The organism is Rhizobium brockwellii (assembly GCF_000769405.2).
In the GTDB taxonomy this organism is placed as follows: domain Bacteria; phylum Pseudomonadota; class Alphaproteobacteria; order Rhizobiales; family Rhizobiaceae; genus Rhizobium; species Rhizobium brockwellii.
This window is the reverse complement of record NZ_CP053439.1, coordinates 1,910,390-1,928,218: the sequence shown is the minus strand read 5'-3', so window position 1 is coordinate 1,928,218 and position 17,829 is coordinate 1,910,390. Positions and strand designations below refer to the sequence as shown.

Below are 17,829 nucleotides of genomic sequence, written 5' to 3'. Positions count from 1 at the left end.
GGCTTCGGATGTAATTTTGATCGGAGACAATGTTTTTCCACCAGTTCCGCTACCAAAACCACGTGAAATTCCCCGCAAACGCGCCGGTTTTGACAGAATCGATGTCTTTTTTCGATAAGATGGATTTCAAACTGGCACGATATCTGCATCATATCCCGCGAGCGGGAAAATTCCTGCCATAACAAGAGAAGCGGAGAGACATTTTCTCATGAAAAAGATCGAAGCGATCATTAAGCCTTTCAAGCTGGACGAAGTGAAGGAAGCCCTTCAGGAAGTTGGCCTGCAGGGTATCACGGTCACGGAAGCCAAGGGTTTCGGCCGTCAGAAGGGTCACACGGAACTCTACCGCGGAGCCGAATACGTCGTCGATTTCCTGCCGAAGGTCAAAGTCGAGGTCGTACTGGCCGACGAGAACGCGGAGGCTGTCATCGATGCGATCCGCAAGGCGGCGCAGACCGGCCGCATCGGCGACGGAAAGATCTTCGTCTCCAACGTCGAAGAGGTTATCCGCATCCGCACCGGCGAGACCGGCATCGATGCCATCTGACCACTTTGCCAATCGCGCAAAGTCCGTTACCGTCATCGCCGACCTACACCGTCATCGCAAATCGGAGGAAACTCATTAATGGCGACCGCAAGCGAAATTCTGAAGCAGATCAAGGAGAACGACGTAAAGTTCGTCGATCTGCGTTTCACCGACCCGAAGGGCAAGCTGCAGCATGTGACGATGGACGTTGTCTGCGTCGACGAAGACATGTTCGCTGACGGCGTGATGTTCGACGGCTCCTCGATCGGCGGCTGGAAGGCCATCAACGAGTCCGACATGGTGCTGATGCCCGACACCGAAACGGTGCATATGGACCCGTTCTTCGCCCAGTCGACCATGGTCATCGTCTGCGACATCCTCGATCCGGTCTCCGGCGAGGCCTATAACCGCGATCCGCGCGGCACCGCCAAGAAGGCCGAAGCCTATCTGAAGGCCTCCGGCATCGGCGACACCATCTTCGTCGGCCCGGAAGCCGAATTCTTCGTCTTCGACGACGTCAAGTACAAGGCCGATCCTTATAACACCGGCTTCAAGCTCGATTCCACCGAATTGCCGTCGAACGACGACACCGACTACGAGACCGGCAACCTCGGGCACCGTCCGCGTGTCAAGGGCGGCTACTTCCCGGTTCCCCCCGTCGATAGCGCCCAGGACATGCGTTCTGAAATGCTGACGGTTCTCTCCGAAATGGGCGTCGTCGTCGAAAAGCATCACCACGAAGTGGCCGCTGCCCAGCACGAACTCGGCATCAAGTTCGACACGCTCGTTCGCAACGCCGACAAGATGCAGATCTACAAGTATGTCGTGCACCAGGTGGCCAACGCCTATGGCAAAACGGCGACCTTCATGCCGAAGCCGATCTTCGGCGACAACGGCTCGGGCATGCACGTGCACCAGTCGATCTGGAAGGGCGGCAAGCCGACCTTCGCCGGTGACGAATATGCAGGTCTTTCGGAAAGTTGCCTCTATTATATCGGCGGCATCATCAAGCACGCCAAGGCAATCAACGCTTTCACCAACCCGTCGACGAACTCCTACAAGCGTCTCGTCCCGGGTTATGAAGCCCCGGTACTGCTGGCCTATTCCGCGCGTAACCGCTCGGCTTCCTGCCGCATTCCGTTCGGCACCAACCCGAAGGCAAAGCGCGTCGAAGTCCGCTTCCCGGATCCGACCGCGAACCCCTATCTCGCCTTCGCCGCCATGCTGATGGCCGGCCTCGACGGCATCAAGAACAAGATCCATCCCGGCAAGGCCATGGACAAGGATCTCTACGACCTGCCGCCGAAGGAATTGAAAAAGATCCCGACCGTCTGCGGCAGCTTGCGCGAAGCGCTCGAAAGCCTCGACAAGGACCGCAAGTTCTTGACGGCCGGCGGCGTCTTCGACGACGACCAGATCGATGCCTTCATCGAGCTGAAGATGGCTGAGGTGATGCGTTTCGAAATGACGCCGCATCCGGTCGAATACGACATGTACTATTCGGCCTGATCGGGCTCAGAACACAGAAAGTCCCGGCCCGCCGGGGCTTTCGCCTCCCAGGTCATGAACGGCAAATGGCGAGGATATGACGTTCATGTGACGAACGGCGTGCAAAATCTTGATTTGCGCGGCACCAATCACCAAATTTGGTGATGAAAGGAAGTCGTACCATGAAAGAAAGAGTAGCAAAGTTCAGTATCGGCGAAGTGGTTCGGCACAAGGTATTTCCGTTTCGCGGCGTCATCTTCGACGTTGATCCTGAGTTCGCGAATACGGAGGAGTGGTGGAATTCCATTCCGGCCGAGGTGCGCCCTAGCAGGGACCAGCCCTTCTATCACCTGCTCGCTGAAAATGACGAAAGCGAATATGTCGCCTACGTCTCCGAGCAGAACCTGATGAACGACGAAAGCGGCACGCCGCTTCGCAACCCACAGATCTACCAGATCTTCGATCAGGCCCCGTCAGGGCAGTTCAAACCCAAGATGAGCTTCGCCCACTAGACCGAATGCCCGACCGTATCAACAAGGCCTCGCAATCCCGGCGAGGCCTTTTCTTTGCGCAACAAAAAACCCGGCGCAAGGCCGGGTTTCTGTCTAGAAATGATGGCAGGATTACTGCGCCTTGGCTGCCTTCTGGGCGTCTTCCAGCTTCTTGCGGGCCTCCTCGGCCTTCTTCTGCATGCTGTCCTGCAGGCTGCGCTGGCTTTCAGCAAGCTTGGATTCGGAAACCGGTTCGCCGTCATAAGCACCGGTGAAGCCTTCAAGCGAAATCTTGATCGGGTTCGGGGCGCGGCGGAAGTTGATCGAGGTGAAGATCACGTCGCTGCCCTTCTTGAGGCTGGCGATCATCGCGTCGGTCAGCGGAATTTCGGCGGTGCACTTGTCCGGCAGGCAGACAGCGTAATCGAGCTTCTGGCCCTTGCCGCCGTCGATCTGCATGATGACCCCGGGAGGAACAAGGCGTGCCGTGGGAACCGAGACCTGCAGGAGCTTGCGGTTGATCTTGCCGGAAACCGAGATCAGGCCGACCGCCGTAACGAGCTGGCCGCCATTGGCGAGGATCAGGTTCTGGACAACACAGATGTCGTTGTCTTCCTGCTTGCTGCAGGTCTTGTACCAGCCGAGCTTCGGCGCTCCTGCGGCCTGTGCCGGGGCATCGGCCGGAGCCTGCGCTGCCGCATCCTGTGCGAAGGAGGAGACCGGAGCCGAAGCGCCGAACACCACCGCCAGAACGGACAGTGCTGCCCGCATTTTCATTTCAGACTTGAACATCATAACGAATTCCGTCTCCTGATATCCGTTCGGGGCAGCGTCTTGCCGCCCCAACCATCGGGTCGTTCGGCACTCCACCTCTTAAAAAAATAAGGCAAATGCATGACCCCGAAACTTCGGGTTCACCTGTTACATCGCAGCGTTCAAGATATCCAGCATTTCTTTGGCAATTTGAGGTGCATTTCGTCGCGATGCCAAAGAAATCGCCGCTCCGTGTTGGAATTGGTCGACCCCATGATAATCTCCGCGGTGAATCATGCCCGTTTTCACGGATCAAGGATTGCCGAATGCTCCGGATCGTCGTCCCCCTCGTCCTCTCGCTGCTGTGCGGCACTGTTGCCGCCGAGCCGCTGCACGGCATCGCGCTGCACGGCATCGCGATGCACGGCGAGCCGGCCTTGCCGGCCGACTACAAACACTTCCCTTACGTCAATCCCGACGTGAAAAAGGGCGGCAAGATCACCTATGGCGTGGTCGGCACCTTCGACAACCTCAACCCGTTCATCCTGAAGAGCATGCGCACGACGGCGCGCGGTATGTGGGATCCGGATTATGGCAATCTCGTCTACGAATCGCTGATGCAGCGTTCCAGGGACGAGCCCTTCACACTCTACGGCCTTCTGGCCGAGACGGTCGAATGGGACGACGACCGGAGATTCATCCAGTTTAATCTCAATCCGAAGGCGAAATGGGCCGATGGCCAGCCGGTGACGCCCGAAGACGTGATGTTCACCTTCGAGCTGATGCGCGACAAGGGCCGCGTGCCCTTCGCCAACCGCCTCAACGTCGTCGCCAAGATGGAAAAGGTCGGCGAACACAGCGTGCGCTTCACCTTCAACGACAAGGCCGACCGGGAGACGCCGCTGATCTTCGGTCTGTTCCCGGTGCTGCCGAAACATGCGATCGATCCGGCAACCTTCGACCGTTCGTCGCTGACGCCGCCGGTCGGCTCCGGTCCCTACAAGGTGAAGACGGTGAAGCCCGGCGAGAGCATCACCTATGAGCGCGATCCGAACTACTGGGGCAAGGACATTCCCGCCAAGGTCGGCACGGACAATTACGACCAGATCACCGTCCAGTATTTCCTGCAGGATACGACGCTGTTTGAGGCCTTCAAGAAGGGCGATGTCGATATCTATCCCGACGGCAATCCCGGTCATTGGGCCAATGCCTATAATTTCCCCGCCGTCACCTCGGGGGCTGTGGTCAAGGACGTGTTCACACCGAAACTACCAAGCGGCATGCTCGGCTTCGTGTTCAACACGCGCCGGCCGATCTTTGCCGATCCCAAGGTGCGCGAAGGCCTGTCGCTGGTGTTCGATTTCGAATGGGCGAACAAGAACCTTTATTCCGGCGCCTACAAACGCACGCAGAGCTTCTGGCAGAATTCCGAGCTGTCGAGTTTCGGGGTTCCTGCCAATGCGGCCGAGCTTGCCCTGCTCGGGCCGATCAAGGACAAGATCGCGCCGGAGATTCTCGACGGCACCTACAAGCTGCCGGTCACCGACGGCTCCGGCCGCGACCGCAATGTGCTGAAACAGGCCGTCGAGCAACTGAAACAGGGCGGCTATACGATCCAGGGCGGCAAGATGCTCGATGGCTCCGGCCGCCAGCTCGCCTTTGAGATCATGACGCAGAATGCCGACCAGGAGAAGCTTGCCGTCGCTTATCAGCGTTCGCTGCAGACGATCGGCATCGCAGTTTCGATCCGCACGGTCGACGATTCGCAGTATCAGAGCCGGACGAACAGCTTCGACTACGACATGATCATGAAGTCCTACACGTCCTCGCTATCGCCTGGAAACGAACAGCTCGGCCGCTGGTCTTCAGCCGCGAAGACCCGTGAGGGCAGCGACAGCTTCGCGGGCGCTGCCGACCCCGATCTCGATGCCTTGATCGATCATCTGCTCCGGGCGCGCTCGGCCGAGGATTTCACCGCGGCGGTGCGCTCCTACGACCGGCTGCTGCTTTCCGGCCATTACGTGCTGCCGCTCTATCATATGGACCAGCAATGGGTGGCGCGCAGCAAGCGCATCGGCCATCCCGACACCGTGCCGCTCTACGGCTACCAGCTGCCGGTATGGTGGGACGCGAGCGCGCAATAGGAAGCAACCGAACCGCTGCCGGCCGAAATGTCGCCCCGCGGAGACGCATGAGAATAAGGAAGATTATCATGGAGCGTATCACCATCGACGTCGTCTCAGATGTCGTCTGCCCCTGGTGCTATCTCGGCAAGGCGCGGCTGGAACTCGCCATCGCCGAGGTGCAGGACCAAATCGGCGTCGATATCAACTGGCGGCCGTACCAGCTCAATCCCGACTATCCCAAGGAAGGTGTCGACCAGAAGAAGGCGCTGGCGGAAAAGCTCGGCGGCGAGGAGCGCGTGGCGCAGGCGCATAAGATGCTCAGCGATTACGGCCGCGAGGTCGGCATCGCCTTTAATTTCGAGGCGATCAAGATCGGCCCGAACACGCTCGATGCGCATCGACTGGTCCACTGGGCGATGATCGAAGGTCGCGAGAAGCAGGACAAGGTCGTTGCGGCGCTGTTCAAGGCGAATTTCGAGGAAGGCCGCAATGTCGGCTACCATGCGGTGTTGCTCGATATCGCCGAAAAGGCCGGGCTCGACCGTTCAGTCATCGGCTCGCTGCTTGCCTCCGATGCCGATCGCGATCTAATCGTCGCCGAGATCAAGGCGGCGCAGGAGATGGGCGTCAACGGCGTGCCGTTCTTCATCTTCGATCAGCAATACGCCGTCAGCGGCGCACAGACGCCCGACGTGCTGGCGAACGCACTGCGGGACATCGCCAAGGCGAAGGCCGAGGCGCGATCAGGCATGAACTGACGCCGACGGCTTCAGCCCAGAACCGGAACGCAGCGCACCTCGGTCTTCACCGAATTGGCGATGAAACATTCGTCGTGGGCGCGATGGTGTAGGGCTTCGAGCTCGCTTGACGAGGGCTGCTTCTCGCCGCTGAAGACGACATGCGGACGGAGCGTCACGACGGTCATGGCAAGGCGGCCTTCGGCATTCTTCTCCATGATGCCCTCGGCGGCATCAGTGTAGCTGTCGACACAAAAGCGCTGTTTGGCGGCGATCGACAGGAACCAGAGCATGTGGCAGCTGGACAGCGAAGCGACGAAAGCCTCTTCCGGATCGACGGCATCCTCGGCCGAATAGGGCAGCGGAACGACATGCGAGGAAGAGGATGCCTTCACCTCGCTGCCGCCGTCGAAACCCCAGCGGTGGACGCGGCTGTAGCGGTTGTCGGTGAAGGTCTCGCCGTTGCGCTGCCAGGCGATCGTTGCGCCGTACGTCGCCATCTCTATCTCCTTTTTCCACACAATTCCCCGGCAAAATCGCTTCGCGCTTTGCCCAGCAAAACCGCGGCACAGCTTTGCTGGAATTGCGCTATATCGCGAGCTCCGCCAATTGCGTCATGACAACTGCAGCGCCCTGCAGCCGTTTTTCCGGCGTCGGCAGGTCGCGGGTCAGGAACAGGCTGTGGTCGGGGCGGATCTTCGCCATCGTGCCCTGCTTGCTGATATAACCGACGAGGTTTGCCGGGTTGGGGAATTCCTTGTTGCGGAACTGCACGACGACGCCCTTCGGGCCGGCATCGAGTTTTTCGACATTGGCGGTGCGGCAGAGTGATTTGATGTAGACGATCTTCAGCAGGTGCTGGACTTCGATCGGCATTGGCCCGAAGCGGTCGATCATCTCGGCGCCGAAGCCGTCGATCTCCTTGAGCTCGGTGATTTCGCCGAGACGGCGATAGAGCGCCATGCGCAGATGCAGGTCGGGCACGTAGCCTTCCGGGATCATCACCGTCGTGCCGACCGAGATCTGCGGCGACCAGCCGGTGTCGTGGATCTCGTCGACACCCTTGACCTCGGCGACCGCCTCTTCCAGCATCTGCTGGTAGAGTTCGAAGCCGACCTCCTTGATATGGCCGGACTGCTCCTCGCCGAGCAGGTTGCCGGCGCCGCGGATATCGAGGTCGTGGCTCGCCAACTGGAAGCCGGCGCCGAGCGTATCCAGCGACTGCAGCACCTTCAGGCGACGCTCTGCGGTGGCCGTCAGCACCTTGTTGACCGGCAGGGTGAAGAGCGCGAAGGCGCGCACCTTCGAGCGGCCGACGCGGCCGCGCAGCTGATAGAGCTGGGCGAGGCCGAACATATCAGCGCGGTGAACGATCAGCGTATTAGCTGTGGGAACATCGAGACCGGATTCGACGATGGTGGTCGACAACAGCACGTCGTAACGGCCTTCATAAAAGGCGTTCATGATGTCTTCGAGTTCCCCGGCCGGCATCTGGCCATGGGCGATGGCGACCTTCAGCTCCGGCACATCCGATTGCAGGAAGGCATGCACGTCCTCGAGATCGGCGAGGCGCGGGCAGACATAGAAGCTCTGGCCGCCGCGATAATGCTCGCGCATCAGCGTCTCGCGGATGACTAGGCTGTCGAAGGGCGAGATGAAGGTGCGCACCGCCATGCGGTCGACCGGCGGCGTGGTGATCAGCGACAGTTCGCGCACGCCGGTCATGGCAAGCTGCAGCGTGCGCGGGATCGGCGTTGCCGACAGCGTCAGCACATGCACGTCGCTTTTCAGCTCCTTCAGCCGCTCCTTGTGCTTGACGCCGAAATGCTGTTCCTCGTCGATGACGAGCAGGCCGAGATTGGCGAATTTGATGCCAGCGCCGAGCAGTGCATGGGTGCCGACGACGATATCGGTCTTGCCTTCCGCCACTTCCTTCTTGGTCAGCGCCAGCTCCTTGGCGCCGACGAGACGCGAGGCCTGCTGGATACGTACCGGCAAACCACGGAAACGATCGGAAAAGGTTTTGAAGTGCTGGCGGGAAAGCAGTGTCGTCGGCACGACGATGGCGACCTGGGCACCGTTCATCGCTGCGACGAAGGCGGCGCGCAGCGCCACTTCCGTCTTGCCGAAGCCGACGTCGCCGCAGACGAGGCGATCCATCGGCCGGCCGGCGCCGAGATCAGAACGCACAGCCTCGATGGCGTTTTCCTGGTCCTCGGTCTCGTCATAGGGGAAGCGGGCGGCGAATTCGTCGTAGAGGCCTTCCGGCGTCGTCAGCATCGGCGCGTGGCGCGTCAGGCGCTCGGCAGCGATGCGGATCAGTGCATCGGCCATGTCGAGCAGGCGCTTCTTGAGCTTGGCCTTGCGCATCTGCCAGGCGCCGCCGCCGAGCTTGTCGAGCTGGGCTTCGGTGCCCTCGCCGCCGTAACGCGAGAGAAGATCAATGTTCTCGACCGGCAGGAAGAGCTTGGCGTCATCGGCATATTGCAGTTCGAGGCAGGCATGCGGCGCGCCTGCGGCCTCGATGGTCCTCAGCCCTATAAAGCGGCCGATACCATGTTCGGCGTGGACGACGATCGAGCCCTCATCGAGGCCCGCGACCTCCGAGATGAAATCGGCTGCGCGCTTGCGGCGCTTGGAGCGGCGCACCATACGGTCGCCGAGGATGTCCTGCTCGCCGATGACGACGAGATCGCCGGCCTCGAAGCCGGCTTCGAGACTGAGCACGGCGGCCGCCGCCTCGCCTCTCGCCAGCGAACCGACATCCTTCAGCGCTTCGATCGGCTTGACCTTTTCCAGGCCGTGTTCGTTCAGCACCTGCAGCAGGCGCTCCAGCGAGCCTTCGGTCCAGGCGGTGATGAGCACTTTCGCGCCGGCAGCGCGGCGGTCGGCAATATGCTTGACGACGACGTCGAAGATGTTGATGCGTTCGGCATCGCCGCCGCCCTCAGCATTCGAACGGGCCCAGCGCTGGCCTTGGCGGGCGTCGACATTGACGACCCGCCGCGCCTCGCCCTCATGCTCGTTGAAGGGGCTGATGCGGATCGCACCCAGCGCGTCGAGGGTTTTGACGAAAAGCTTGCTGTCGAGATAGAGCTGGCCCGGCGTCACCGGCTTGTAAGGCGTGCCCTGCGTCATCCCCTTGGCCGGCTGGCCGGAGTTCAGGCGGGCGTCGTAATAGTCGAAAACGAGCTTGGAGCGCTCTTCTGCTGCCTCACGTACCGTATGGTCGATGACGATCCGGAAGCCGCTGAGATAATCGAAGACGGTATCGAGCTTCTCGTAGAAAAGCGGCAGCCAGTGCTCCATGCCGGGGTAACGGCGGCCTTCGGAGACGGCAAGATAGAGCGCGTCGTCGCGTGTGGTCGCGCCGAAAGCGGAGAGGTAATTCTTGCGGAAACGGCTGATCGTATCCGGCGTCAGCGTCACCTCGCTCATCGGGTTGAGATCGAGGGATCGCACCTGCCCTGTCGTGCGCTGGCTGGCCGGATCGAAGCTGCGGATGCTCTCCAGCGTGTCGCCGAAGAAATCGAGGCGGACCGGCTCTTCCGAACCGGGCACGAAGACGTCGAGAATGCCGCCGCGCACCGCATATTCGCCAACCTCGCGAACGGTCGCGACGCGCTCGAAGCCATTGCGTTCCAGGCGGCCCGCGAGATCGTCCATGCGCAGCTGGTTGCCGGGACGGGCCGAAAAAGTCAGGCTTTCGATGACATCCTGCGGCGCCACCTTTTGCAGCATGGCATTGGCGGTGACGAGCACGATTGCCGCATGCGGCTTCTTGCGATGGGCGATGAGGCCGCCGAGTGCGGCAAGTCGGCGGGCCGAGGTGTCGGCACTCGGCGAGACGCGGTCATAGGGCAGACAGTCCCAGGCCGGCAGGGTGAGAACCGGAATGTCGGGGGCGACAAAGCCCAGCATCTGTTCGAGATCGGCCATGCGGTGGCCGTCGGACATGACATAGGCGACCGGCTCTCCCGTTCGGGCGAGCTCGGCGAGCAGCAGCGTCTCAAGACCTGCCGGCACATTGCCGATCGTCAGCTGCTCGGCAATGGCCGCAAGCTTCTTCGCATCGAAACCAGGGATCATTCCGGCGTCCTGAGGGGCTTGTCAAAATCGGGCTTATAGGCGGCGATGCGGGCAAACATCGGTGTTTGGAAACGCTCTGGCACCGGCCATGTTCCCATGATCCAGCGGACGAGATCGTTGTCCTCTTCCGCCATGATCGTCTCGAACTCGTCGAGCTCGGCTTCCGACAATCTGGCGACCTCGGCTTCGGCGAACTGTCCGAAGACCAGATCCATCTCGCGAATGCCGCGATGCCAGCAGCGGAAAAGGATCCGGCGGCGGCGCGGGTCGAGACCGGCACTGGTGAGCGTGACACCTGTCATGGCATACCTTCCTGTTGATGCGCCTCTATAGACCCTGGAAAGCGGCTTGTCAGCCTTGCCAAGGCCGCATTGTTCATCGCATTTTGGCCGCATGCGCCCCGCCATTCTCGATCCTCTGTTTTCCCCTATTTCGGGCCTTCCGGGCGTCGGCCCGAAGATCGCCGACCTGCTGGTCAAGCTGCTCGGGCGCGAGACGCTGGAGGATTGCCGGGTCATCGATCTGCTCTTCCACGCGCCCTTCTCGCTGATCGACCGGCGCAACCAGCCAGGCATCGCCCGCGCGCCGCAGGGGGCGATCGTGACGATCACGGCGCGCGTCGACCGCCACCAAGTGCCGCCGGGCGGCAAAAGCAATATCCCCTACCGCGTCTTCCTGCATGACGAGACCGGCGAACTGACGCTGGTGTTCTTCCGCGGACAGGCGGCGTGGCTGGAAAAGCAGCTGCCTGTGGACGCGGAGGTGACGGTCAGCGGCAAGATCGACTGGTTCAACGGCCGCGCCTCGATGGTGCATCCCGATTATATCGTCAGGGCCGACGAGGCGGAGAGCCTGCCGCTGGTCGAGCCAATCTATCCGCTGACGGCGGGGCTCTCGCCGAAGACGCTGCGCAAGATCATCGACGCCGGCCTGCCGCGTTTTCCCGAGCTGCCGGAATGGATCGACCTGGCGCTGACTGAGAAACAGGGCCTGCCGTCGATCCGCGACAGTTTCCACATGCTGCACGAGCCGCGCGATCCCAGCGATATAGACCCGCAAGCCCCTGCCCGGCGGCGGCTTGCCTATGACGAGTTCCTCGCCGGCCAGCTGTCGCTGAGCCTGGTGCGGCAGAGGCTGCGCAAGGTAGCGGGCCAGCCGGTCACTGCGACCGGCGCCATCAGCAGCAAGATCCTGAAGACCTTGCCCTTCTCGCTGACCGGCAGCCAGAACGAGGCGATCGCCGAGGTTTTGAAGGATATGGCCGGCAACGAGCGCATGCTGCGGCTGCTGCAGGGCGATGTCGGTTCCGGCAAGACGCTGGTGGCGCTGATGGCGATGGCGGCGGTGATCGAGAGCGGCGGCCAGGCCGTGCTGATGGCGCCGACCGAAATCCTGGCGCGGCAGCACCACACAACGATCTCGAAATTCGCCGCCGCCGCCGGGCTCGGCATCGAGGTGCTGACCGGGCGCACCAAGGGACGCGAACGGGAGGAAATCCTGGAGCGAATCGCCTCGGGCGCTGCCCAGATCGTCATCGGCACGCATGCGCTGTTCCAGGACAGCGTCGCCTATGCCAATCTGATGCTTGCCGTCGTCGACGAGCAGCACCGTTTCGGCGTGCATCAGCGCCTGCGGCTGACCGCCAAGGGCCTCTCGCCGCATATGCTGGTCATGACGGCAACGCCGATCCCGCGCACGCTGGTGCTTGCCGCCTTCGGCGATATGGACGTCTCCAAGCTCACCGAAAAGCCGGCCGGCCGCAAGCCGATCCAGACGATCACCGTGCCGATGGAACGGACCGGCGAAATCGTCGGCCGGCTGCAAAGCGCGATCACTGAGGGCAAGAAGGCCTACTGGATCTGCCCGCTGGTGGAAGAGTCCGAGGAACTCGACCTGATGTCGGCCGAGGAACGGCATGCGACGCTGGTCTCAGCACTTGGCCCGGGCATCGGCCTCATCCACGGTCGCATGAGCGGGCCGGAAAAGGACGCGGCGATGATGGCGTTCAAGAATGGCGAGACCCGGCTGCTCGTCGCCACGACCGTCGTCGAGGTCGGTGTCGACGTGCCGGATGCGACGATCATGGTGATCGAACATGCCGAACGCTTCGGCCTGGCGCAATTGCATCAGCTGCGCGGCCGCGTCGGGCGCGGAGACGAAGCCTCGACCTGCATCCTGCTCTACAAGGGACCACTCGGCGAGACCGGCCATGCCAGGCTTTCGATCATGCGGGAGACGGAGGACGGTTTCCGCATTGCCGAGGAGGACCTGAAGCTGCGCGGCGAAGGCGAATTGCTCGGCACACGGCAATCCGGCACGCCGGGCTTCCGCATCGCCAGCCTCGAGGCGCATGCCGACCTGCTGGAGATCGCCCGCAAGGATGCGGCTTACCTCATCGAGCGGGATCCGGAGCTGACCAGCGAAAGGGGAGCGGCGATCCGCACCCTGCTCTATCTTTTCCGTCGCGACGAGGCGATCCGTTTTCTCAGGGCTGGATAAAGCACGCTACGGCGCTTTAAGTCTTTGTTCTATGCATGTCGTTGCCCCAAAACCGCTGAACACTTTTGGGCGACATGCATCATTCCGCTTTGGAAACCGCCACCGGCTTCGGCCGCGGCAAATGCTTCTGCTTCGGATCAGCCGGCTTGTGCTCGGGCGCCACGAGCCCGCCTGAAATCAGGAACTTGGCGGCGTCTTCCGGCGACATATCGAGCATGACGATCTTCTCGCGCGGCACGAAGATGAGGAAGCCGGCGGTCGGCACCGGCGTCGGCGGCAGGAAGACGGCGACCATGTCCTGGCCCATCGCATTGAACTTCGAAGCGATTTCGCCCTTGGCGTCGGTGGCGATGAAGATCAGTGCCCAGAGGCCGGGACCCGGATATTCGATGAGGCCGACCTTCTTGAAGGAATTCGCCTGTTCCTTCAGCACGGTTTCGAAAATCTGTTTCACGCTTCTGTAGATCGTGCGCACCAGCGGCATGCGCTGAACGATCGATTCGCCGAAACGGACGATGCTCTGGCCGATGAGGTTCTTGCCGAGAAAGCCGACGACGGTGATCAGCACGATGGCAATCAGCAGGCCGAAACCGGGAATGGCGAAATTGAGATAGCTTTCCGGATTCCAGCGCGCTGGAATATAGGGCCGGACCCAACTGTCCGACCAATGGATGAAGGTCCAGGTCAGCCAGATGGTAATCGCGATCGGCGCGCAGATGATCAGCCCTGCGAGAAAATTGTTCCTCAGCCGCGTCGCGACCGGCATTCTGGGGGTGTTGTCGGTCATCGTTTCCTGATGATCTCCATCTCAGTCGTGGACAGGCCGGTACGCCGGCCCTTCCCCCTTGTCCGCAGAGCAAAATTGCCAGAATTCGGGGCGTCGCACAATATGTTTCGGCGCGACGGTCGCGGCGTTACAGGCTTATTCCACGGTCACCGATTTCGCCAGGTTGCGCGGCTGGTCGACATCGGTGCCCATGAAGACGGCGGTGTGATAGGCGAGCAACTGGATCGGCAGCGAGAAGATCATCGGCGCGATGATTTCATCGACCACAGGCAGGGTGATCGTCGCCATGGTCGGCAGTTTCGAAGCCGCTGCACCGGCCTCGTCGGTGATGAAGATGATGCGGCCGCCGCGGGCTGCGACCTCCTGCATGTTCGAGACGGTCTTTTCGAAGAAACGGTCGTAAGGGGCGATGACAATAACAGGCATGTTCTCGTCGATCAGCGCGATCGGTCCATGTTTCAGTTCGCCGGCGGCATAACCTTCGGCATGGATATAGGAGATTTCCTTGAGCTTCAGCGCGCCTTCCATGGCGAGCGGGAAGCTGGTGCCGCGGCCGAGATAAAGCACGTCCTTGCACTTCGACAGCTCGCGCGACAGGCTTTCCATCTGCGGCTGGATGAGGTTCAGCACCCGGCTCATGATGCGCGGTATTTCGGCGAGATGGCGCACCAGCGCCCTCTCTTCGTCAGCACTCACCGTGCCGCGCGCCTTGCCGGCGCCGATCGCCAGCGCTGCCAGCACGGCAAGCTGGCAGGTGAAGGCCTTGGTCGAGGCGACGCCGATTTCGGGGCCAGCCATGATCGGGAAGACGGCGTCGGATTCACGCGCAATTGTCGATTCGCGGACATTGACGACCGCGCCGATCTTCAACCCGTTGTCCCGGCAATAGCGCAGCGATGCCAGCGTATCGGCAGTCTCGCCGGACTGCGAGATGAAGAGCGCTGCCTGCGACGGCGACAGCGGCATTTCGCGGTAGCGGAACTCGGAGGCGACGTCGATTTCAACAGGCAGGCGGGCATAACGCTCGAACCAGTATTTGCCGACGAGGCCGGCAAGATAGGCAGTGCCGCAGGCCGAGATCGCAAGACCGGTCGCCGCCTTGAAGTCGATCGCGGCGGCATTGGCGCCGATCGTATTCTTGGCGAAATCGACATAGTGGCTGAGCGCGTGGGAGATCACCTCCGGCTGCTCGTAGATTTCCTTTTCCATGAAATGGCGGTGGTTGCCCTTGTCGACAACATAGGCGGTCGCCTGCGAGATCTGCCGGGCGCGTTTGACCGGCTTGCCGGCGAAATCGAGCACCGCGACACCGTCGCGGGTGAGGATGGCGCAATCGCCGTCGACGAGATAGGTAATCTCGTTGGTGAAGGGCGAGAGCGCGATCGCGTCCGAGCCGAGGAACATCTCGCCGCGGCCGTAGCCGACGGCGAGCGGCGGGCCCGAACGGGCGGCCATGATCGTGCCTGGATCGGCCTTAAGCATGATGGCCAGCGCATAGGCGCCGGTGACCCGGTTCAGCATCTTCAGCATGGCAGCGCGCGGCTCCAGGCCTTCGCGCAAATATTTCGCCATCAGATGGGCGACCACCTCGGTGTCGGTCTGGGTTTCGAAGACCGAACCCTCTTCGGTCAACTCATCGCGAAGCTCGGAGAAGTTCTCGATGATGCCGTTATGGACGACGGCGACGCCTTCGACGAAATGCGGATGGGCATTGGTCTCATTGGGAATGCCGTGGGTCGCCCAGCGCGTGTGGGCGATGCCGACGGTGCCGGGCAGCGGTTCGCTGTCGAGCCGCTTTTCCAGATTGAAAAGCTTGCCCTCGGCGCGGCGGCGATCCATCACGCCGTCATGAATGGTGGCGACGCCGGCGGAATCGTAACCGCGATATTCGAGACGCTTCAGCGCATCGACCAAGCGCCCGGCAACAGGCGCAGTTCCGACGATCCCCACAATGCCGCACATATAATATCCCCACGAAGCCTCAAACAATGAGGCCAGTCCTAACGATTCCTGCTTATTTCTCAATCACCTCGGCGGTCACTTTGAATTTCCGCCGGTTACGCAAGGCCGATCAGGCTTTCGCCTTCTTCGCCGCCTTGATGGCCAGCGCACGCTCGCGTAGCAGCGTCGCGCGGCCGGGCTTGTTCTCCTGCCGGGCACGACCGAGCGCCAGCGCGTCCGCCGGCACGTTGGCGGTGATGACGCTGCCGGAGGCGATATAGGCACCGTCGCCGATCGTCACCGGCGCCACCAGCGAGGAGTTGGAACCGATGAAGGCGTTTTCGCCGATCACCGTCTCGCTCTTGTTGACGCCGTCATAGTTGCAGGTGATCGTCCCGGCGCCGATATTGCTGCCGGCGCCAATGACGGCATCGCCGATATAAGTCAGGTGGTTGACCTTGGCGCCCTCGCCGAGCCGGCCATTCTTGACCTCGCAGAAATTGCCGACCTTCGAACCGGTGCCGAGATCCGCACCCGGCCGCAGTCGCGCAAAGGGCCCGACGGTCGCGCCCTGACTGACGTGCGCGCCTTCGATATGCGAGAAGGCATGGATGACGGCGCCGCTGTCGATCACAGCATCAGGACCGAAGACGACGTTCGGCTCGATCAGCGCATCCTGACCGATGACGGTATCGTAGGAGAGAAAGACCGTTTCCGGCGCGATCATGGTGACGCCTGAAAGCATCATCTGGTGGCGGCGGCGCTCCTGCCAGAAACGTTCGATAACGGCGAGTTCGGCACGGGTGTTGCAGCCGGTCATCTCGATCTCGGGAGCATCGACGGCCGTGACGCGTCCGCCGAGCGAACGGGCGATCTCGACGAGATCGGTCAGATAGAATTCGCCCTTGGCATTGGCATTGCCGATGCGCGTGAGAAGATCGAGCGCCTTGCTGCCGTTGATCGCCATCAGCCCGCTGTTGCACCAGGTGACGGTGCGCTCGGCATCGGTCGCGTCCTTCTCCTCGCGGATGGCGATGAGTTCGCCATCCTTGACGAGCAGGCGGCCGTAGCCGCTCGGGCGGTCAGTGTGGAAGCCGATGACGACGACATCGCTGCCATTGGCAAGGCCCTGGCGGGCGGCCTTCAGCGGTCCGTCGGTCTGAAGCGGCACATCGCCATAGGTGACGAGGATATCGTCGTAGCCCTTGGCGATCGCTTCACGCGCCGCCAGCACTGCATGGCCGGTGCCGAGGCGTTCCTTCTGCAGATAGGATTCGATGCTGACGCCGCCGATGCTCGCCGCCTTTGCCACGTCCTCGGCATCACGGCCGACGACAAGGGCGACGGACGAGATGCCGGCGGAGGCGACCGCCTCGACCACATGGGCGATCATCGGCCGTCCGGCGACCGGATGCAGCACCTTCGATTTCGAGGATTTCATCCGCGTGCTGTCACCGGCGGCAAGGATGACGGCAAGACAAGTGCGTTCCATGATTTGCTCCGCGAATCCGCGCCATGAGGCGGCTTTATCGCCTCATACTGCAAAAATCCCTAAATCGGAATCGATTTAAGGATAAATCGCTGTCGATATGCAAAGCCTTCACAAAGGTGAAATTACGGCCGAAATCGATCCTATGATGGCCTCGGAACCGCGGGCCGCGAAGGCTTCGTGCACGTGAATGCGACCGTCCAGGATGACGTCCTCCATCGCACGGCGCGCGGCGGCGTTATCGCCGGACACGATCGCGTCGACGATGCGCATATGGGTATCGGCGATATTGGCGAAGCCGTTTTCGGTTGGCGGCGTGCTCATCCGGAACATGCCGACGAGAGCCGCTTCGATGAGGCTGCCCAGTGTCCGCATGAAGGGATTGTGCGAGGCTTCGGCGATCGCCAGGTGAAAATGAAGGTCGGCGAGTGCCAGGCTGTCGGCCGTATGACCAGCCGCTGCCATCTCGAGCGCCAGCCCGCGCAGCATTTCGATCTCGTCGGCATTCGCTCGCTCGGCGACGAGACCGGCGGCGAAGGGTTCGAAGGCGAGACGAATATCGTAGAGCTGCAGCAGGAATTCTTCCGTCACGCCGTTGTCGAAGTGCCAGGCGATAATCTCGCTGTCGAACATGTTCCAGAGATTCTTCTCAGTCACACGCGTGCCGACCCGGGCCTTGGCGACGACCATGCCCTTGGCGGCGAGCGTCTTCATCGTCTCGCGCAAGACCGTGCGGGACACTTTGAAACGCTGCGCCAGTTCCGTATCGCCCGGCAGGATCGAGCCGACGGGATAGGTGCCGGCGACGATCGCCTTACCGAGTTCGTCGACGACCTGAGCGTGGCTCGTCCGGGTTCTGCGCCCCGTCTTGCGTGTCTCGTCCAATTTGTAGCGCAAGCGATC

The 17,829-nt window shown here is 61.7% G+C and carries 14 protein-coding genes; 6 read left to right on the top strand and 8 right to left on the bottom strand.

Annotation, left to right across the window (positions count from 1 at the left end; translation table 11 throughout):
• The first annotated feature begins 208 nt into the window (after window positions 1-208).
• The 3 genes from RLCC275e_RS09765 (at window position 209) to hspQ (ending at window position 2,526) form a co-directional block, all read left to right on the top strand.
• Window positions 209-547, top strand: a complete 339-nt coding sequence (locus RLCC275e_RS09765; RefSeq protein WP_003539626.1) for a P-II family nitrogen regulator — start codon at window positions 209-211, stop codon at window positions 545-547.
• Between the two features lie 78 nt (window positions 548-625).
• Window positions 626-2,035 (top strand): type I glutamate--ammonia ligase, encoded by a 1,410-nt coding sequence (gene glnA, locus RLCC275e_RS09760; RefSeq protein ID WP_003559365.1) that lies wholly within the window; start codon window positions 626-628, stop codon window positions 2,033-2,035.
• A 161-nt stretch (window positions 2,036-2,196) separates the two neighbouring features.
• The gene (gene hspQ, locus RLCC275e_RS09755) at window positions 2,197-2,526 is read left to right on the top strand and encodes a heat shock protein HspQ (RefSeq protein ID WP_003539613.1); all 330 of its coding nucleotides are present in this window, start codon (window positions 2,197-2,199) and stop codon (window positions 2,524-2,526) included.
• Window positions 2,527-2,637: 111 nt separating this feature from the next.
• On the opposite strand, the gene RLCC275e_RS09750 is transcribed toward hspQ, so the two are convergent.
• Window positions 2,638-3,300, bottom strand: a complete 663-nt coding sequence (locus tag RLCC275e_RS09750) for an invasion associated locus B family protein (protein ID WP_130707618.1) — start codon at window positions 3,298-3,300, stop codon at window positions 2,638-2,640.
• A 284-nt stretch (window positions 3,301-3,584) separates the two neighbouring features.
• Between RLCC275e_RS09750 and RLCC275e_RS09745 the strand changes: the two genes are divergently transcribed.
• Window positions 3,585-5,402 (top strand): extracellular solute-binding protein, encoded by a 1,818-nt coding sequence (locus tag RLCC275e_RS09745; protein ID WP_033182634.1) that lies wholly within the window; start codon window positions 3,585-3,587, stop codon window positions 5,400-5,402.
• A gap of 68 nt (window positions 5,403-5,470) precedes the next feature.
• Window positions 5,471-6,142, top strand: coding sequence for a DsbA family oxidoreductase (locus RLCC275e_RS09740; RefSeq protein ID WP_033182633.1), 672 nt, complete (start codon window positions 5,471-5,473; stop codon window positions 6,140-6,142).
• A gap of 11 nt (window positions 6,143-6,153) precedes the next feature.
• On the opposite strand, the gene RLCC275e_RS09735 is transcribed toward RLCC275e_RS09740, so the two are convergent.
• From RLCC275e_RS09735 to RLCC275e_RS09725, 3 genes are all read right to left on the bottom strand, one after another.
• Window positions 6,154-6,621, bottom strand: coding sequence for an OsmC family protein (locus RLCC275e_RS09735; protein WP_033182632.1), 468 nt, complete (start codon window positions 6,619-6,621; stop codon window positions 6,154-6,156).
• Between the two features lie 88 nt (window positions 6,622-6,709).
• Window positions 6,710-10,210: a transcription-repair coupling factor gene (gene mfd / locus RLCC275e_RS09730; RefSeq protein ID WP_033182631.1), complete on the bottom strand. Its 3,501-nt coding sequence runs from the start codon at window positions 10,208-10,210 to the stop codon at window positions 6,710-6,712.
• Complete coding sequence (locus RLCC275e_RS09725) at window positions 10,207-10,512, bottom strand: FAD assembly factor SdhE (protein ID WP_012757428.1); 306 nt, start codon at window positions 10,510-10,512, stop codon at window positions 10,207-10,209. Before RLCC275e_RS09725 ends, mfd begins: the two co-directional genes overlap by 4 nt.
• 91 nt (window positions 10,513-10,603) lie before the next feature.
• On the opposite strand from RLCC275e_RS09725, the gene recG reads away from it, so the two are divergent.
• Window positions 10,604-12,709: an ATP-dependent DNA helicase RecG gene (gene recG / locus RLCC275e_RS09720; protein ID WP_033182769.1), complete on the top strand. Its 2,106-nt coding sequence runs from the start codon at window positions 10,604-10,606 to the stop codon at window positions 12,707-12,709.
• Window positions 12,710-12,788: 79 nt separating this feature from the next.
• On the opposite strand, the gene RLCC275e_RS09715 is transcribed toward recG, so the two are convergent.
• The 4 genes from RLCC275e_RS09715 to RLCC275e_RS09700 all read right to left on the bottom strand — a co-directional run bounded on the left by RLCC275e_RS09715 (window position 12,789) and on the right by RLCC275e_RS09700 (window position 17,823).
• Complete coding sequence (locus RLCC275e_RS09715; protein ID WP_012757426.1) at window positions 12,789-13,496, bottom strand: DUF502 domain-containing protein; 708 nt, start codon at window positions 13,494-13,496, stop codon at window positions 12,789-12,791.
• A 135-nt stretch (window positions 13,497-13,631) separates the two neighbouring features.
• The gene (gene glmS, locus RLCC275e_RS09710; protein ID WP_033182630.1) at window positions 13,632-15,458 is read right to left on the bottom strand and encodes a glutamine--fructose-6-phosphate transaminase (isomerizing); all 1,827 of its coding nucleotides are present in this window, start codon (window positions 15,456-15,458) and stop codon (window positions 13,632-13,634) included.
• Window positions 15,459-15,567: 109 nt separating this feature from the next.
• A complete protein-coding gene (gene glmU, locus RLCC275e_RS09705; protein ID WP_033182629.1) occupies window positions 15,568-16,929 on the bottom strand; it encodes a bifunctional UDP-N-acetylglucosamine diphosphorylase/glucosamine-1-phosphate N-acetyltransferase GlmU in 1,362 nt (453 codons plus the stop codon).
• Between the two features lie 108 nt (window positions 16,930-17,037).
• Window positions 17,038-17,823 (bottom strand): FadR/GntR family transcriptional regulator, encoded by a 786-nt coding sequence (locus tag RLCC275e_RS09700; protein WP_033182628.1) that lies wholly within the window; start codon window positions 17,821-17,823, stop codon window positions 17,038-17,040.
• Window positions 17,824-17,829 lie beyond the last annotated feature (6 nt).

Excerpts from the sequence above, each read along its gene's own strand:
- RLCC275e_RS09765 (WP_003539626.1), top strand. The coding sequence starts at position 209 with ATGAAAAAGATCGAAGCGATCATTAAGCCTTTCAAGCTGGACGAAGTG.
- glnA (WP_003559365.1), top strand. The coding sequence starts at position 626 with ATGGCGACCGCAAGCGAAATTCTGAAGCAGATCAAGGAGAACGACGTA.
- hspQ (WP_003539613.1), top strand. The coding sequence starts at position 2,197 with ATGAAAGAAAGAGTAGCAAAGTTCAGTATCGGCGAAGTGGTTCGGCAC.
- RLCC275e_RS09750 (WP_130707618.1), bottom strand. The coding sequence starts at position 3,300 with ATGATGTTCAAGTCTGAAATGAAAATGCGGGCAGCACTGTCCGTTCTG.
- RLCC275e_RS09745 (WP_033182634.1), top strand. The coding sequence starts at position 3,585 with ATGCTCCGGATCGTCGTCCCCCTCGTCCTCTCGCTGCTGTGCGGCACT.
- RLCC275e_RS09740 (WP_033182633.1), top strand. The coding sequence starts at position 5,471 with ATGGAGCGTATCACCATCGACGTCGTCTCAGATGTCGTCTGCCCCTGG.
- RLCC275e_RS09735 (WP_033182632.1), bottom strand. The coding sequence starts at position 6,621 with ATGGCGACGTACGGCGCAACGATCGCCTGGCAGCGCAACGGCGAGACC.
- mfd (WP_033182631.1), bottom strand. The coding sequence starts at position 10,210 with ATGATCCCTGGTTTCGATGCGAAGAAGCTTGCGGCCATTGCCGAGCAG.
- RLCC275e_RS09725 (WP_012757428.1), bottom strand. The coding sequence starts at position 10,512 with ATGACAGGTGTCACGCTCACCAGTGCCGGTCTCGACCCGCGCCGCCGC.
- recG (WP_033182769.1), top strand. The coding sequence starts at position 10,604 with ATGCGCCCCGCCATTCTCGATCCTCTGTTTTCCCCTATTTCGGGCCTT.
- RLCC275e_RS09715 (WP_012757426.1), bottom strand. The coding sequence starts at position 13,496 with ATGACCGACAACACCCCCAGAATGCCGGTCGCGACGCGGCTGAGGAAC.
- glmS (WP_033182630.1), bottom strand. The coding sequence starts at position 15,458 with ATGTGCGGCATTGTGGGGATCGTCGGAACTGCGCCTGTTGCCGGGCGC.
- glmU (WP_033182629.1), bottom strand. The coding sequence starts at position 16,929 with ATGGAACGCACTTGTCTTGCCGTCATCCTTGCCGCCGGTGACAGCACG.